Below are 15,715 nucleotides of genomic sequence, written 5' to 3'. Positions count from 1 at the left end.
TCCGCGTGGCCGGTGACGCCCGGGCCCGCACGCACGAGGTCCCCGCCGGGACGACCGGCGTGGGACGCCGGCCCCCGACGGGGACCTCGGTGCGGAGCGTGTCAGCGCGGGACGAGCGCCTCCACGGCGTCGAGCAGGACCTCGGTGGCCGCGTTGACGTCGGCCTGGGTGCCGCCGGTGGCCATCAGCCGGTCGGCCTGGCGCTGCGCCAGCCGGACCGCGACCAGGCTGCGGGCGGTGTACGTGCCACCGCGCAGATCCATCTCCGCGACGTCGGCGACGGTCTCGCTCAGCGTCGAGGTGTCGGTGATCGGCTGGTCCAGACCGAGCCAGCCCTCCGGGTCGGCCGACGCGGACGCGGCCAGCTTCTCGGAGAAGTCGCTGTTGAACAGCAGCGGGTTGTGGGTGGCCCGCCAGCTGTTGCGGTCGGTCAGTCCCCAGAACGTCACCCGGTTGATGTCCTGGCTGTACTTCTTGAACACCGCGAAGTACTCGGCGAACCGCTGCGCCTGGATGGCCTCCAGCTCGGCCCGGTTGTCGATCTTCCCGACCCAGTAGTCGAACTCCCCGCGCGAGATCCGGTCCTTGCCGGCCGGGTCGGTCAGGTCGAGGTAGTTGGCGACGCTGTCGCCCTCGGGCTGGCCGTTGTAGACCTCCCACACGAACAGGTCCAGCTCGCTGATGCTCACCCGCAGGCCGGCGTCGGTGATGAGCTGGATCGAGCGCTCGACCGAGGCGTCGTCGGAGCACGCCCCGGGCTGCCACTCCTCGGCCGCGTCGTCCACCAGGTCCGGCAGGCGGGTCAGGTCGGAGCAGGCGAACGCGGGGGTCTGGGCGATGTAGTTGTGCGACTGGTCGCCCAGCGCCTCGACGAGCGGCCGCGGGTCGTCCGGGTACTCGGCCGCGTAGCGCTCGTTCAGGTCCGTGGCCATGGCGATGATGGCCTCGGCCTTGCCCTCGGACTGGAAGACGTTGAAGTCGTTGTACTCCAGCGTCGCCTCCGGGGCGCCCTCGCGGGCCAGGACGAACGCGTCGTAGATGAAGTCGCTGACGTCCTCGCCGGCCGCGGGGTCCGTGCCGTTGGCGTAGGCGGAGTACCAGTTGGACTGACCACCGCGCGGGCCGCCGCGCAGGTACTCGCGCCAGTCCTCGGTCGCGGGGTCGAACTGCGAGATCTCGTCCACGAACGCCTCGTTGACGACGTCCCAGGACGTGATCCGACCGCTGAAGTGGTCCAGCACCGCGTCGACGTAGCGCTCCATGTTGGCCTCGGCCAGGTCGCGCGTGCCGCCGGTCGCACCGCTGTTCAGCCGGGCCGGGGACTGGCTGTGCCAGACCAGCACGTGCCCGTGCACGTCGATGCCGCGGGCCAGGCTCTGGTTCACGAACGCGTCGGCCTGGCCGAAGGTGAACCGGAAGTCCCCTGTGACCGGGTCGATGTTGTTGTTGGGCAGCAGCTGGTCCGGCTTCATGTTGTTCTCGGCCGTCATGATGTTGTAGTGCCGCTCGACCGTGGCCGAGTTCGGCGAGCCGGCCGCGTACGTCTGCGGCCCGGAGTAGATGTTGCCGACCGCGAAGTAGTCCTCGTAGGTCTCCTTGAGCGAGTCCATCCGCGGCCGGAACGAGGTGTCCAGGTCGACGTCGCCCGCGGGCATCGTGAACTGGGCGACGCGCGCCCCGATCCACTCGAGCTCCTCCGACGTCCAGCCGCCCCACACCTGACCGGCGCCCGGCGTCGCGGTCAGGGTGACGGTGTCACCGGCCGCGTAGCTGCCCTCGCCCGAGACGGACCCGGTGCCGTCGACGTCGATGTCGACCTCGAACGTGTCCTCGACGGTGGTGCCCTGGGCGGGCGCGGTGAGGCCGACGGCGGCCACCGCCACGGCCAGGCCGGTGACCGACCAGCGCCGTAGACGGCGTGTCCTGCCGAGCGGTGCGGCCGGGCGTGGGGCTCCGGCTTCCAGCGTGTGACGAGACATTGATGATCCCTCTCGTGTCCTCGGCGACATGGGAGCCCGGTGGCGACGTGCACGACCGCGTGGTCGTCGCTCGACCGGATCTCCCCGGTACCCGCCGATGGACCCGTCAGCGATGACGGGAGGTGTAACGAATTCGATAACGTTTTACATCGGCAGGCTTCGCCACGGTAAGTCGGCCGCGACGGCCTCGTCAAGACGAGTCACGGCCATCCGTACCGCCCGCACCCTTGCCCGGCTCGTCCGGTTTGAGCAGTCTTGCCTGTGGCCGGGGCCCATCGGGGGTGCCCGGAGGGACGAGGGGACGACAGGCATGGCACGAGGCACCCGGTCGGCACGAGGCGCGGGCGCGGCGCTCGGCACCGCGACGGCGGTGCTGCTCACGACGGTCGTGGCGCCGGCCACGGCCACCACGACTGCCCCGACCCCGGCCCCGGCCCCGGCCCCGGCCCCGGCCCCGGCCCCGGTCGAGTGGACGACCTGCGCCGACGAGCCGGGCCTGCCCCCGGTGCCGGCCGACTACGGCTGCGCGGCCTACGACGTGCCGCTGGACCACGCCGACCCCGACGGCGAGACGATCGAGCTGGGCCTGATCCGGCGCCCCGCCGACGACCCGGACAACCGCCTGGGCTCGCTGTTCGTCAACTTCGGCGGACCGGGCGGCGTCGCCGTCGACACCGTCGCCCAGATCGGCGAGACGCTGCTGCCGCCGCAGGTGCTCGCCCGCTACGACCTGGTCGGGATGGACCCCCGCGGCATCGGCCGCTCCACGCCGCTGGTGTGCGTCGGCCCGCAGGACGACCCGTACGACTACTACACCGAGTGGTTCTGGCCCGAGGGGCCCCGCGAGATCCGCGAGACGCGCCTGGTCAACGAGGCGCTGGACGCCAAGTGCGCCGCCGACGCCGGCCCGATCCGCGAGCACATGTCCACCACCGCCGTGGCCGACGACCTGGAGATCCTGCGGCAGGCGGTCGGTGACGAGCAGCTGACCTACGTCGCCTACAGCTACGGCACCTACCTGGGCGCGGTCTACGCAAACCGCTACCCGGACCGGGTCGGGCCGTTCCTGCTCGACGCCGTCGTCGACCCCGTGGCCTGGGCCACCGGCCGCGACGACGACCCGACCCGCACCCCGACGTTCGCCCGGGTCGGCTCGGCCCAGGGCGCGCAGGACACGTTCGAGGAGTTCGTGCGGTTGTGCGCCGAGGCCGGCCCTGAAAACTGCGCCTTCGCCCCGGACCCCGCGGGCCGCTTCGCCGCGCTCGTCGACGCGCTCGACCGCGAGCCCCTCGCGATCCCCGAGCTGGGCGTCGTCGTCGACGACCAGCTGCTGCTGCTGCTCGTGGCGCAGTCCCTGTACAGCTCGCCCGGCTGGCCGCTGCTGGCCGCCGACCTCGCCCTGTTCGAGCAGCTCGCGGCCGGCGAGGTGCTGCCCACCGCCCCTGCGGCCGTCGCCGCGGGCGCCCGCGCCGCGGCCGTGCTGCAGCCGTCCGTCGTCACACCCGAGCAGCAGAAGTCCGTGATCTGCTCCGACGGCTACAACCCGGACCGGATCGGCGCCTGGGTGACGACGCAGCAGCGGTCCCCCGGGTACTTCGGGCCGTTCTGGACGTGGGTCGACCAGCAGTGCGTCGCCTGGTCCGCCGTCGACGTCGACCGCTACCTGGGCCCGTTCGACGCCGAGACCGCCGCGCCGGTGCTGCTGTCCACGACCACCTTCGACCCCGCCACCCCGCTGGCGGGCGCCCAGCAGCTGCGCGCCGACCTGCCCGGCTCCCGTCTGCTGACCGTCGAGGGCTGGGGCCACACCACCCTGGGCCTGTCTGCCTGCGCCGACGCGGTCCAGGCGGACTACCTGCTGACCGGCGAGGTACCCGCGCAGGACGTCACCTGCCAGCAGGACGTCGCCCCGTTCGCGCCCGCGGCCGACCAGCGGCTGCTGCGCCAGGCGGGCCCCGACCCGCGCGAGGTGGTGCTGGAGCAGGCCCGGCTCCGCTGACGGGGGCGTTGCCCCGATCGGTGGACGTGCCTCAACCTCGACCTCGGGCGGGACGACAGGCACCTGGTGGGGGTCAACTGGGTCGACGGGGACGTCGGTCGTGTCCTGCTCCGCTCGTCGGTGGTCACCTCGTTCCCGCGACGGGTGGTCAGCATCGCCGGGGAACCGGTGCTGCTGGACCACCTGGTGGCCAGCCGCGCCGGAGGGTTCCTGATCGAGGAGGGGACCTGGCCCGGCAGCTTCGCGGTGGAGGACGGCCACCTGGTGCGCAGCCGCTCCGGGCCACGCGGTCAGTGGGCCAAGGGGGCCGAGGACCACCGGGTCGACCGCGTCCGACGGATCGCCGAGGCCGTCGAGCTCAGGCTCGGGCTGCCCGTCGAACCGGTCGTCGTGCTGACCGCCGGGCGGACGGCGTTCGCCGCCCCGGTGACGGTCCGTGGCGTGACGGTGATGCACGCCGACCACCTGTCGGCGTGGCTGGGGTCCTTGCCCCAGACCACCGACCAGGCGGGTCTGGCCCTGCTGGCCCACCGGATCGAGAGAGCGTTCCACGCCTCCGACGACGTCCGTCGGACCCCGTCCTGGCGGGCGGACCGGCACCTGGAGGCACCGCGCCCCGGACCCGCCCGACCTGGCCCGGGACCGCGCGACTGGACGCCGTACGTCAACGCCTCGAGCAGGACCTACGCCGACCCGTGCGCGCACAGCGGTCGTCCGCGGACGACGGCCACCCGGGTCACGCCGAACCGGTCTTCCGGCTGGCCGGGTGGCCGCAGGCCGTTCGGCCGCGTGCGGACGCTGCTCGCCGTGACCGTCCTGGCCATCGCGGTGCTCGTCGTCCCCGGAGGGGGTGTCCGGCTCCAGCAGACCTGGGGCGCCGTGGGCGCCTGGGCCGCCTCGGTCAACCGACCGAGCGGACCGACGACGGTCCAGGACCCGGGGGTGGTCGCGGCCGCCGAAGCCCCGCAGCCCGCTCCACCCCCGCCACCCGTCCCGCAGCCCGTCGTCCTCACCGGCTGCTCGGGACTCTCCGCGGCCAGCATGAGCGGGCTGCTCGGCCAGCCGGTGCACCAGCTGCCGAGCAGCGACACGTCGGCGTGTCACTTCGGCCCGCTGCCGGGCGACCCGTCCGCGGTGTGGGTGAGCGTGGCGATCGGGCCGGGCAGCGAGGAACGAACCCTCGGTGGAGCGAACGGCACCCACCAGTGGTCCCCCGGCCTGGGGTACCGCCCCACCGGCCCCGGGGGGCGTCCCATCGCCACCCAGGTCAGCGTCGCCATGGACGCGGCCTTGTACCCGGCAGGCTCCCCGGGGCCCGGTCAGCTGTTCGAGGCGGTGATGGTCCAGCTGGTCTCCGGGCACTCCCCGGAGCCACAGGTCTGACGGGCCCGGCTGGCTGCCCAGCCACTGCGCTGACCCTTCCCACCCCCTGTGGATGACGCCCCCGCGCCGACCGCGTTCCCGCCTAGCGTCCCCGGGACAGCAGACGGACGAGGGGCGGGGCGGGGATGCGCAGGACCAGGTCGGGACGGGGCGGTACGTCGAGGGGACGGTCGCGCGCCGTGGCGGCGACCTGGGTGGTCGTCGCCGCCCTGGTCGTGACCGGCTGCACACCGTTCGGCGGCACCGCGTCGCCCGACGGCTCCACCTCCGAGGACGTGAGCTCGTCGGACGGCAGCGCGGCGGACGGCAGCTCGGTGGACGGCAGCCGACCGGCCGCGCAGTGGCAGGAGCTGCCCGCGCCGGACAGCCCCACCGACGGCCGGCTGGCCACCGACGTGACGATCGCGCTCGCCCCGGGCGAGACGAGCGCCGCGCTGCTCGTGGGGTCCATGACCACCCGGCCCGCCCCGCCGACCGCGACCGTCTGGGTGCTGGGGCGGACCGGCTGGGAGCCGACCGCCCTGCCCGACGGCGAGAACCTGACGGTGACCGCGGCCGCCGAGGACGGCGGCCGGACCTGGCTGGCCGGCTGGCGCTGGGACACCGACACCGGGGTCTCGGCCGCGCTGCTGTCCTCCACCGACCGCACCCGGTGGCGGGAGGAGCCGACGGCCGGCGCCCCCGACGGGGCCTACCCGGGCGCGCTGGTACCGACCGACGACGGCCTGGTCGTGCTCGGCCGCACCGTGGACGAGGTGCCGTTCGCATGGCGTCCCGACGACGCCGCCTGGGTGCCGCTGCCGCTGCCCGAGGGCCACGACGGCCGGCTGCTCGACGCCGTGGGACCGGTCGGCGACCCGGGCGCAGTGGTCGCGGTGGTCGGCAGCAGCGAGCCCGGGGCGCCCGAGCTGCCGTCCAGCGTGGTCTCCGAGGACGCCGGTTGCACCTGGTCACCCGGCGAGGCCCTGCCCGGTGACACCGCCGGCGTGAGCGGCGTGGCGGTCGACGACGACACGCTCGTGGCCACCGGCTGGCAGCGCCAGGACGGCCGACTCGTCCCTGCGTCGTGGCTCAGCCCGGACGGGCGCACCTGGACCGCGGAGGACCCAACCGGACAGGCCGGGCTCGACCTGTCGGTCGTCCCCGGGGAGGACGTCTGGCTGGGCGCCCCGACCGTCGGCCCCGACGGCCTCGTGGCGGCGCTCACGGTGCGTTCGGCGCTGGACGCGTTCCTGCTGGACCGGGTCGACGACGGCTGGACCGACCCCGGTTGCGACAGCATCCCGGCCTGGGAGAGCCCGGGCCTGGTCCCCCTGGTGGAGGCCGTCGGTGACGATCTGCTGGTCGTGCAGTCGGTGTCCGGTGGCGTCCGGGTCCGGCTCGGCGTGGACGACGACTGGCAGGAGTGGCGCCTCGGTGACGCCCTGGCCATGCCCGAGGTCACCCACCTGGTCCCGGCCGGCGACGACGCGGTGCTGTGGACGCGGAGCGCCCGGGTCGACCTGGCCCCGACCGGGGCGTGGACCCGCGGCTACCAGGCCGGCCGTCACGCGATCACCCCCGGCGGCACGGTCGACGCCCTGGCCTGGCCCGGTGGTCCGGACACCCCCGACGTCACGGACGTGGCCGACCGGCTCTCCGCGGTGGTCCCCGTACCGAGAGAGGACGGCAGCAGCCTGGTGCTGGGCCAGTCGCTGACCGAGGTCGAGGGCGACACCGACCTGGTCGGCTGGTGGGACCGTCCCGACGGGTCGCGGCAGCTGGTGGAGGGCCTGTCGGGGCCGGCCTCGGAGTGGGTGCGGGCCGCCGCGCAGGTCGACGGCGACTGGTACGCCGTCGGTGGCCGCGAGGAGGACATCAGCCCTAGCTCCCCGGCCACGGGCCAGACCTGGCGCTCCGACGACGGGCTCACCTGGACGCCGCTGCCCGGGGACTACCGCGCCGACGACGAGAGCGACAGCGTGGTCCAGGACGTGTGCGGCGGCCCCGACGGTCAGGTCCTGGCGGTGGGGACGGCCGACGTCGACGGCACCAGCCGTGCCGTGGTCTGGCGACTGGACGACGAGCAGGGCGCCACCCGGCTCTGGACCAGCGACGGCGAGCAGCCGGCCGACCTGACCGGCTGCGTCGACGCCGGTGACGCCGGGCTGCTGCTGACGGGGGAGGCCGCCGGCGCCCCGACGGTCTGGACCACGACCGACGGGGCGACGTTCGCCGCCGAGCCGCTCGGCGCGCTCGGCTCGACGTTCGGCCGGGTACGCGCGGTGGACGGCGGGTTCGCGGCCGCGGGGCAGACCACTGAGGGCGACGGCGCGTGGACCGGCGGCGTGGTGCACCTGTCACCTGACGGCCTCACGTGGCGCACGCTGCGGCTGCCCGCCGACGTCCGCGTCGACGGGGTCGACGTGCTGGCCGTCGGCGAGGACCTGCTGGTGGCCGGGGACACCGACGGCGGGCCACGGCTGTGGCGGCTGCTCGACTACGCCGCCCAGCTGTGAGGCGTGCTGCGGTGGGGCGACCGCCGCGCGGGGGCACGGCAGGATCGGTTCGTGACCGACTCCCCCACCAGCGACAGCCCGACGAGCAGCAGCCCCACCACCGGCAGCCCGACTGACGACCCGTTCGACGTCGCGGCGCTGCGCCGGCACTTCCCGCAGCTGGCGGACCGGACGGCGTACTTCGACGGGCCGGGCGGCACGCAGACCCCGGACGTGGTCGCCGACGCGGTCCGGGACGCCCTGCTGGCGCCGCTGGCCAACCGGGGCACCGCCACCCGGGCCGCCCGCAACGCCGACGACATCGTCACCGCGGGCCGGGCGGCGCTGGGTGACCTGCTCGGGGTGCCCGGCGACACCGTCGTGCTCGGGCGCAGCGCCACCGAGCTGACCTTCCAGCTGGCCCGGACCCTGGCCCGCGGTTGGGGTCCGGGTGACGAGGTGGTCGTCACCCGGCTCGACCACGACGCCAACATCCGACCGTGGCTGCTCGCGGCCGAGGGCGTGGGGGCGACGGTCCGCTGGGCGGGCTTCGACCCGGCGACGGGCGGGCTCACGCCGGACGACGTGGCCGCGGTCGTGACCGAGCGGACCCGGCTGGTGGCCGTGACGGGGGCGTCCAACCTGCTCGGCACCAAGCCGGACCTGCCCGCCGTCGCCGCCGTGGCCCACGCGGTCGGGGCGCTGGTGCACGTGGACGGCGTGCACCTGGTCCCGCACTCCCCCGTCGACCTGGCGGGCCTGGGCGCAGACACCTTGACCTGCTCGCCGTACAAGTTCCTCGGCCCGCACCTGGGCGTGCTGACCGGCCGTCCCGACCTGCTGCAGCAGCTGCGCCCCGACAAGCTCGCGCCCAGCTCCGACGCCGTGCCGGAGCGCTTCGAGCTGGGCACGCTGCCCTACGAGCTGATCGCGGGCACCACCGCCGCCGTCGACCTGATCGCCGGGCTGGTCCCCGCGGGCACCGGCCCGGACCGCCGGGCCCGGCTCCTCGCGGCGATGGCGCGGGTGGACCGGCACGAGGACGCCCTGCGCCGCCGCATCGAGGCCGGCGTGCTCGACCTGGGCCTGACCGTCCGTTCGCGCGCGGCCGAGCGCACCCCCACCCTGCTGTGCACTGCCGCGGAGCGCCCCGCCGCCGACCTCGCCGCTGCCCTGGCCGCGGCCGACGTCAACGCCCCGGCCGGACACTTCTACGCTCTGGAGGCCAGCCGGTGGCTCGGCCTGGGCGAGGCGGGCGGGCTGCGCATCGGCGTCGCGCCGTACACCGACGACGCCGACGTCGACCGGCTGCTGGCGGTGCTGGCCACCGCGGTGTGAGGCCCGTGCGAGGCCGCTGCGAGGCCTCGGAGAACGGGTGGTCGAGTTGTGTCCGGGGGGCGGCGCACCCTCCTGCCATGACTCGCACGCCCTCGACCGGCCGGACCTGCAGCTGCGGGTGCACCCTGCGCGACACCGTGGTCCGACCGCAGACCGCCCTGCGGCTCGCGCCGCACCCGACGCCGACCGAGGACCCGACACCGGCCCGGCGCCGCCCGGTCTCGCGCGGCTGCCGGTGCCAGGCCTGCCGGCCCGACCGGGCGGCGCCACGCACGGACGCCATCGAGGCCCAGGTCGTCCGGAACGTGCGCCGCTTCGGCTGGCACGTCGTCGGTGTCGGCGCCGGGGACGGGGGCGAACCCGCGTTCGCGTACACCGTCGGCCTGGGGCACCGCTGCGGGCAGCCCGACCTCCTCATGTCCGGGCAGCCCGTCGACCTGATGGCGGCCGCGCTGAACGACGTGGCCCACCGGGTGGTGGTGGACGGTCGACGGCTCGAGGCCGGCGACGTCCTGGAGGGTGTGCTCGCCTGGCACCCGGTGGTGGTCGACGCGGTGGCCGCCTCGAGTTCGCAGGACCTGCTCCGGTACTCCTCCTGGTTCCACCGGCGTCCCGCGCGGGCCCTGCAGCTGGTGTGGCCGGACGTCACGGGGCTGTTCCCGTGGCAGCCGGGCGGGCACGACACCACCGACCTGCAGCCGCCCGGCTGGCGTCGGGCCGGCGCGCGGACCGGTGGGGTGGCCGTCGACCCCGGCTGGGAGCTCGGCACCCCGGCCGACCACCTGGCCGTCGCCTGCCACCACGTGGTGCTCGACGGGGCCTGCCCGGTGACGGTGCTGCGGGTGGGGACGGCCGACCGTGACCAGTGGGTGCTGCTGTGCGAGCGCGACGAGCACGCCGAGACGGAGTACGCGGCCCAGCACCTCGCCCACGCCGTGCGCGGTACCCCGTCGCTGCGGGCCCTCGCGGACCTCGCGGTCGGTCAGGGCGCGACGCGGCGCGGCCCGGACGACCACTGGCGCCGGTTCCCGCTGCGCTGACTGCGAGCGATCGCCGGGACGCGCCGCGGCCGTCCCCTGGCCTACGGTCGAGGCCATGCCTACGCGAGTCGTCGTCTTCACGCAGCAGGGTCTGGACGCGCTGTCCGGGCTCGACGAGCTGGAACCCGTCCTGGTCGACCGTGACGACCGGTCCACCTGGCCGGCGCAGGCCCGTGCCGTCGTGACCGCCGGCGAGTCGACCGACGGCGTCCTGACCGTCGTCGAGGCGGTGGAGGGCGTCGAGGTGGTGCAGACCTTGTCCGCCGGGGTCGAGGCCTGGCTGGGCCGGCTGCCCGAGGGCGTGTCGCTGGTCAACGGCCGCGGCGCGCACGGCGGCTCGACCGCCGAGTGGGCCGTCACGGTGCTGCTGGCCCTGCGCCGCGGCGTCCCCGGCTTCGTCCGCCAGCAGGACCGGCGCGAGTGGGCGGAGGTCGGCTCCCCCGGCCTGCAGGGCGCGCACGTCGTCGTGGTCGGCGCCGGTGACCTGGGCGAGCAGACCCGCCGCCGGCTCGACGGGTTCGGCTGCACGGTCACCCTGGTCGGGCGCACCGCCCGGGACGGGGTCCACGGCACCGACGAGCTGCCCGACCTGCTGCCCCAGGCCGACGCGGTCGTCCTGGTCGTGCCGCTCACCGACGAGACGCGCAACCTGGTCGACGCCGCGTTCCTGGCCCGGATGCGCGACGGCGCCGTGCTCGTCAACGCCGCGCGCGGACAGGTGGTCGACACCGACGCCCTGCTCGCGGAGCTGCGGTCCGGACGGCTGCTCGCGGGCCTGGACGTCACCGACCCCGAGCCCCTGCCGTCGGAGCACCCGCTGTGGGAGGCGCCCGGCCTGCTGCTGACCCCGCACGTCGGCGGGCACACCGCCGGCTCCGACGAACGGGCCTGGGCGGTGGCCCGCGAGCAGCTGCTGCTGCTGGCCCGCGGCGAGCGCCCCGGCAACACGGTGGGCGAGCACTACTGACCTTCCGGCGACCACCGGGCCGCGGCGGACCACCGGGCCGCGGCGGACCACCGGGCCGCGGCGGACCACCGGGGCGCGGCGGACCACCGGGGCGCGGCGGTCGCCACCCCGTCGGCCCACGCCGTGCGGCCGGACGGGCTCAGCGGCGTCGTGGCACGGCGACGCGCATCCCGTCCTCGGCGGCCACCACGTCCTCGTGCAGGGCGGCCGCCTCGGCCCGAAAGGGCTCGCCGGACTCGCCGTAGCGCTGCGAGAAGTGCGTCAGCACCAGCCGCCGAGCCCCGGCGCGGGCCGCGAGCTCCCCGGCCTGGCGAGCGGTCAGGTGGCCGTACCGCTCGGCCAGGCCGGCGTCGGCGTGCAGGAACGTCGACTCCACCAGCAGCAGGTCGACGCCCTCCGCCAGGGCCAGGGCCCCGTCGCACCAGCGGGTGTCCATGACGACGGCCACGGCCTGGCCGGGCCGCGGCTCGCTGACGTCGGCCAGCCGCACCCGGCGGCCGTCGACGTCGAGCTCGCCCTCGCGCTGCAGGCGCCCCACGTCAGGCCCGGACACCCCGGCCGCCGCGAGCGCGTCGGGCAGCATCCGGACCCCGTCGGCCTCCTGCAACCGGTACCCGACGGCGGGGACCCGGTGGTCCAGCGGCGCCGCGGACAGCACCCAGCCCGGGCCGCGCGCGAGCGGACCGGCAGCGGCCGGGGTCGGGACCGGGCGGACCAGCTCGACGTGCGCGCTGGAGGCCAGCAGCGCGGCCACCTGCTCCTCCGCCCCCGCCGGGTGGTGGACCGGCAGGTCGCGGCGCACCCCGTCCAGGCCCATCCGCTGCACCACGCCGGGCAGGCCCAGGCAGTGGTCGCCGTGCAGGTGGGTCAGGCACACCCTGGTCACCGCGGAGGCGGCGACGTCGGCGAAGGTCATCTGCCGCTGGGTGCCCTCGCCCGGGTCGAAGAGCAGCCCCTCGCCGTCCCAGCGGAGCAGGTACCCGTTGTGGTTGCGCGTGCGGGTCGGCACCTGCGACGCCGTGCCCAGCACGACCAGCTCCCGCACCACCGTCGGAGCCTAGGACGCGCCCCCGGCGCGGCCCGGCACCGCCCGGGGCCCGCGCGTCACCGCCCGCGCGTCACCGCCCGCGCGTCACCGCCCGCGCGTCACCGCCCGCGCGTCACCGCCCGCGCGTCAGGGCCGGGGCGGCAGCACCGGGGCGGCGCGGTCGGGACGGGTCCGCCAGTCCGGCACGGGCAGCGGCTGGTGCTGCTCCAGCGCGCCCAGCACCAGCGACACCGCGGTGTCCAGCTGTGGGTCCTCGTCGGCGGCCCAGGCCTGCGGCGGGTGCAGCACCTCGACGTCGGGATCCACCCCGTAGTTCTCGACGCCCCAGCCCTCACGCTCCATCCAGAACCCGTACCGCGGCTGCGTGACGGCCGTCCCGTCGGCCAGCGTGTAGCGCCCGTCGATGCCGACCACCCCGCCCCAGGTCCGCGTGCCCACGACCGGGCCCAGGCCGAGCGCGCGGAACATGGCGGTGCCGATGTCGCCGTCGCTGCCCGCCCACTGGTTGCTGACGCAGACCAGCGGCCCGCGCGGGGCGTCGCTGGGCCAGGTCTCCTCCTGGGCGTGCCGGCTGATCGTGCGGGCCCGCAGCCGCCGGGACAGCTTCTCCAGGACCAGCTCCGACAGGTGGCCGCCGGCGTTGCCGCGCAGGTCCAGCACGAGGGCGTCGCGCCGGACCTCGGTGTGCAGGTCGCGGTGCAGCTGCGCCCAGCCGCTGGCCACCATGTCGGGTACGTGAAGGTAGCCGACCCGGCCGCCGGTGGCCGCGTGCACCGCCTGCCGGCGTGCGGCGACCCAGTCGTGGTAGCGGACCGGTCGCTCGTCGGCCAACGGCACGACCGCCACCCGACGCGCCGGCCCGCCGTCGGCCGGGGCGACGGTCAGCTCGGTCGCCCGGTTCGCCGTACCCACCAGCAGCGGTCCCGGCCCGGTGACCGGGTCCACCGCGCGGCCGTCGACGGCCAGCAGCGCGTCGCCGACCTCGACCCCCGCCCCGGGGGCCAGCAGGGGCGAGCGGGCCTTGGCCACGCTCGGCTCACCCGGCAGGATGCGCCGGACCCGCCAGGTGCCGTCGTCGTCACGGGCCAGGTCGGCGCCCAGGTGGCCGAGCCGCAGCGCGGCCTCGACGGGTCGCGGTGGCGGCGTCTCGTAGGAGTGGGAGCAGCCGAGCTCGCCGACGGTCTCCCACAGCACCTCGGACAGGTCGTCGCGGCTCGCGACCCGGTCGACCAGCGGCCGGTACCGGCGCAGCACCTCGTCCCAGTCCACGCCGGCCATGTCGGGCACCCAGAAGTGGTCGCGCATCAGGCGGCCCTGCTCGTCGAACATCTGCTGCCAGGACGCGGCGGGGTCGACGACGACCTGGACCCGGCCCAGGTCGACGGCCACGGCGCCGTCGGGGTCCTCGGCCGGGACCACACGGTCGGTCGGGAGCAGCCGCAGACCGTCGCCGTCACGGACCAGCACCCGGCGGCCGTCGCCGGAGGGCCACGCCCCCGTCACGGCCTCCACCAGCGTCTGCGTGCGGCGGGTGTCCAGGTCGAAGCGGCGCAGCGGGGCCTTCGCCTCGTCCTCGGGGGCGCTGCGGGTCTCGCCCAGCTCCCCGGCCAGCGGCGGCTCGCGCCACAGCAGCCCACGACCGGCGGCGTGCAGGCCCTCGTAGCGACCCGCCGGCACCGGCAGCGGCACGGCGCGGGCGGTCAGCCCCGCCACGTCCACGACCACCCGCGGCACGTCCCCGGGTCCTGCGGCGGCGTCACCGGGCGCGGCGTCCGGCGCAGCACCGGCCCCCGTCGGGCCACCCGTCGGGCCACCCGTCGCGCCGTCGACCGGTCGACCCGCCACCGACGGCGCGAGCGGCGACGGCGTGCTCGCCGCCAGCGGCAGCAGGAACGGCCGCTGCGCCGCGACGAACGCCATGTCGAAGCTCAGCGCGTCGTAGACGGGGTCGAACGTGCGCACGGACAGGAACGCCAGGTGCAGGCCGTCGTCGGTGAACACCGGCTCGGTGTCGATGAACCGCAGCGGCGTGGCGTCGACCACCCGGACCGGCCCGTCGGAGCCCGCGTCGCCCAGCTCAGCGAGCCGGATCTGGCGCAGCGGGTAGCCCCCGGGCTGCAACCAGGCCAGCCAGCGCGAGTCCGGCGAGAAGACCAGCCCGCTCGCGTCGGTCTCCAGCCCGTCGGCCACGACCACGGGCTCGCCGGCCGCCCCGTCGGTCAGGTCGAGCAGCAGCACCCGCCCGTCGTGGCTCGCCACCGCGGCCCGGCGGCCGTCCGGCGACGCGGCCAGGTCGAGCACCCGACCGAGCGTCCCGCCGGCCAGCCGTCGCGGCGCGCTCGTCCCGTCGGCCGGTCCGAGCTCCAGCGCGTCGTCACCGTCGGCGTCGCTCACCCGCAGCACCCACGGCTGGTCGTGGTCCGGCGCCCCGTCCGCCCGCTCGGCGGGCGTCGGCACGATGCGGGGCAGCCGCACCCGCACGCCGGGGGTGTCGGCCACGGCCCGCACCGGCCCGTCCCGGCTGGTCAGCCAGTGCAGCGTGCCGCGGACCTCGACGGCGGCGGCTCGACCGGTGCGGTCCACGGCCACCTCGCCCAGCGCGTCGTCGGCGGCCACCACGGCGGGGCGGCGGCCGGGGCGAGCGCCGGGCAGGGTGACCGGCAGCCGCCGCGGCTCGGCGTCCGGGGCCAGGTCGTCCAGCACGTACAGCTCGCCGTGGGCGGCGTGGACCAGGCGGGTGCCGTCACCGGCCAGGGCCCGGGCGTAGCGGTCGGCGTGGTCGCTGTGCCGACGCAGGTCCGAGCCGTCGGCGGCGACGGAGTACACGTTGCCCCAGCCCTCGTGGTCGGACAGGAACGCCAGCCGCCCGCCGGTCCAGACCGGGTCCTCCAGCTGGCCGTCCACCTCGCCCAGGAACGGGGCGAACCGGCCCTCGCCGTCCGGGTCGAGCCAGAGCCGACCGATGGTGCCGCCGCGGTAGCGCTTCCACGCGGCGGCCCCGCGTCGGTTGCCGTCGGTGGCCACCACGACCGCGCCGTCGGGGTCGGCCGTCCAGCCCGACACCGGGCCCAGGGGCAGCCGGCGGGCCGGGCCGCCGTCGACCGGCACGGCCCACGCCCAGGTCGCCCAGCGGGACATCTGCCCGGCGGGGGTGGCCGCGACGACGTGCGCGTCGTCGAGCCAGCCCAGCACCCGGGTCACCTCGTCGCCCCAGAACGTCAGCCGGCGCGCGCCAGCGCCGTCCAGGTCGGCCACGTGCACCTCGGGCGCGCCCTCGCGCCGGCTGGTGAACGCCACCCGTCGCCCGTCCGGCGACAGCCGGGTGAAGCCGACCGGCGCCCGGTCGGCGGTCACCGGCCAGGCCCGCCCCCCGTCGAGGGAGGCGGCCCAGACCTCGTCCTCGGCGACGAAGGCGACCACCTCGCCCTGGACGGTCGGGTACCTGAGGTAGCTCGGCGTCGAGGTCATCGCTCGACCCTACGGC

9 protein-coding genes are annotated in these 15,715 nt (G+C 76.1%); 6 read left to right on the top strand and 3 right to left on the bottom strand.

Annotated features, from left to right (window positions below; translation table 11 throughout):
• Window positions 1-101: 101 nt before the first annotated feature.
• Window positions 102-1,883, bottom strand: a complete 1,782-nt coding sequence (locus SJY06_RS09365; RefSeq protein ID WP_380166873.1) for an endo-1,4-beta-xylanase — start codon at window positions 1,881-1,883, stop codon at window positions 102-104.
• A gap of 406 nt (window positions 1,884-2,289) precedes the next feature.
• On the opposite strand from SJY06_RS09365, the gene SJY06_RS09360 reads away from it, so the two are divergent.
• The 6 genes from SJY06_RS09360 to SJY06_RS09335 all read left to right on the top strand — a co-directional run bounded on the left by SJY06_RS09360 (window position 2,290) and on the right by SJY06_RS09335 (window position 11,183).
• Entirely contained in the window at window positions 2,290-3,978 is a 1,689-nt protein-coding gene (locus SJY06_RS09360) for an alpha/beta hydrolase (RefSeq protein WP_380166871.1), read from the top strand.
• 66 nt (window positions 3,979-4,044) lie between these two features.
• Complete coding sequence (locus SJY06_RS09355) at window positions 4,045-5,361, top strand: hypothetical protein (RefSeq protein ID WP_380166869.1); 1,317 nt, start codon at window positions 4,045-4,047, stop codon at window positions 5,359-5,361.
• A 179-nt stretch (window positions 5,362-5,540) separates the two neighbouring features.
• Window positions 5,541-7,859, top strand: a complete 2,319-nt coding sequence (locus SJY06_RS09350; protein WP_380166867.1) for a hypothetical protein — start codon at window positions 5,541-5,543, stop codon at window positions 7,857-7,859.
• A 51-nt stretch (window positions 7,860-7,910) separates the two neighbouring features.
• On the top strand, window positions 7,911-9,176 hold the full coding sequence (locus tag SJY06_RS09345) for a cysteine desulfurase-like protein (protein ID WP_380166865.1): 1,266 nt from the start codon (window positions 7,911-7,913) through the stop codon (window positions 9,174-9,176).
• 77 nt (window positions 9,177-9,253) lie between these two features.
• Window positions 9,254-10,216, top strand: coding sequence for a DUF4262 domain-containing protein (locus tag SJY06_RS09340; RefSeq protein WP_380166863.1), 963 nt, complete (start codon window positions 9,254-9,256; stop codon window positions 10,214-10,216).
• A gap of 55 nt (window positions 10,217-10,271) precedes the next feature.
• A complete protein-coding gene (locus SJY06_RS09335) occupies window positions 10,272-11,183 on the top strand; it encodes a 2-hydroxyacid dehydrogenase (protein WP_380166861.1) in 912 nt (303 codons plus the stop codon).
• Between the two features lie 139 nt (window positions 11,184-11,322).
• Here SJY06_RS09335 and SJY06_RS09330 read toward each other — a convergent pair whose 3' ends face one another.
• Together SJY06_RS09330 and SJY06_RS09325 are read right to left on the bottom strand one after the other, a co-directional pair.
• Window positions 11,323-12,231, bottom strand: coding sequence for a ribonuclease Z (locus SJY06_RS09330; RefSeq protein WP_380166859.1), 909 nt, complete (start codon window positions 12,229-12,231; stop codon window positions 11,323-11,325).
• A 126-nt stretch (window positions 12,232-12,357) separates the two neighbouring features.
• Window positions 12,358-15,699 (bottom strand): PDZ domain-containing protein, encoded by a 3,342-nt coding sequence (locus SJY06_RS09325; protein WP_380166857.1) that lies wholly within the window; start codon window positions 15,697-15,699, stop codon window positions 12,358-12,360.
• Window positions 15,700-15,715: the final 16 nt, after the last annotated feature.

The sequence above is a fragment of the Jannaschia sp. R86511 genome (assembly GCF_042466345.1).
In the GTDB taxonomy this organism is placed as follows: domain Bacteria; phylum Actinomycetota; class Actinomycetes; order Actinomycetales; family JBBAYJ01; genus Aquipuribacter.
The sequence above is the reverse complement of the archived record's forward strand: the minus strand, read 5'-3'. Positions and strand labels throughout refer to the sequence as shown.

Coding starts and splice junctions, on each gene's coding strand:
- SJY06_RS09335 (WP_380166861.1), top strand. CDS start 10,272: ATGCCTACGCGAGTCGTCGTCTTCACGCAGCAGGGTCTGGACGCGCTG.
- SJY06_RS09325 (WP_380166857.1), bottom strand. CDS start 15,699: ATGACCTCGACGCCGAGCTACCTCAGGTACCCGACCGTCCAGGGCGAG.
- SJY06_RS09340 (WP_380166863.1), top strand. CDS start 9,254: ATGACTCGCACGCCCTCGACCGGCCGGACCTGCAGCTGCGGGTGCACC.
- SJY06_RS09360 (WP_380166871.1), top strand. CDS start 2,290: ATGGCACGAGGCACCCGGTCGGCACGAGGCGCGGGCGCGGCGCTCGGC.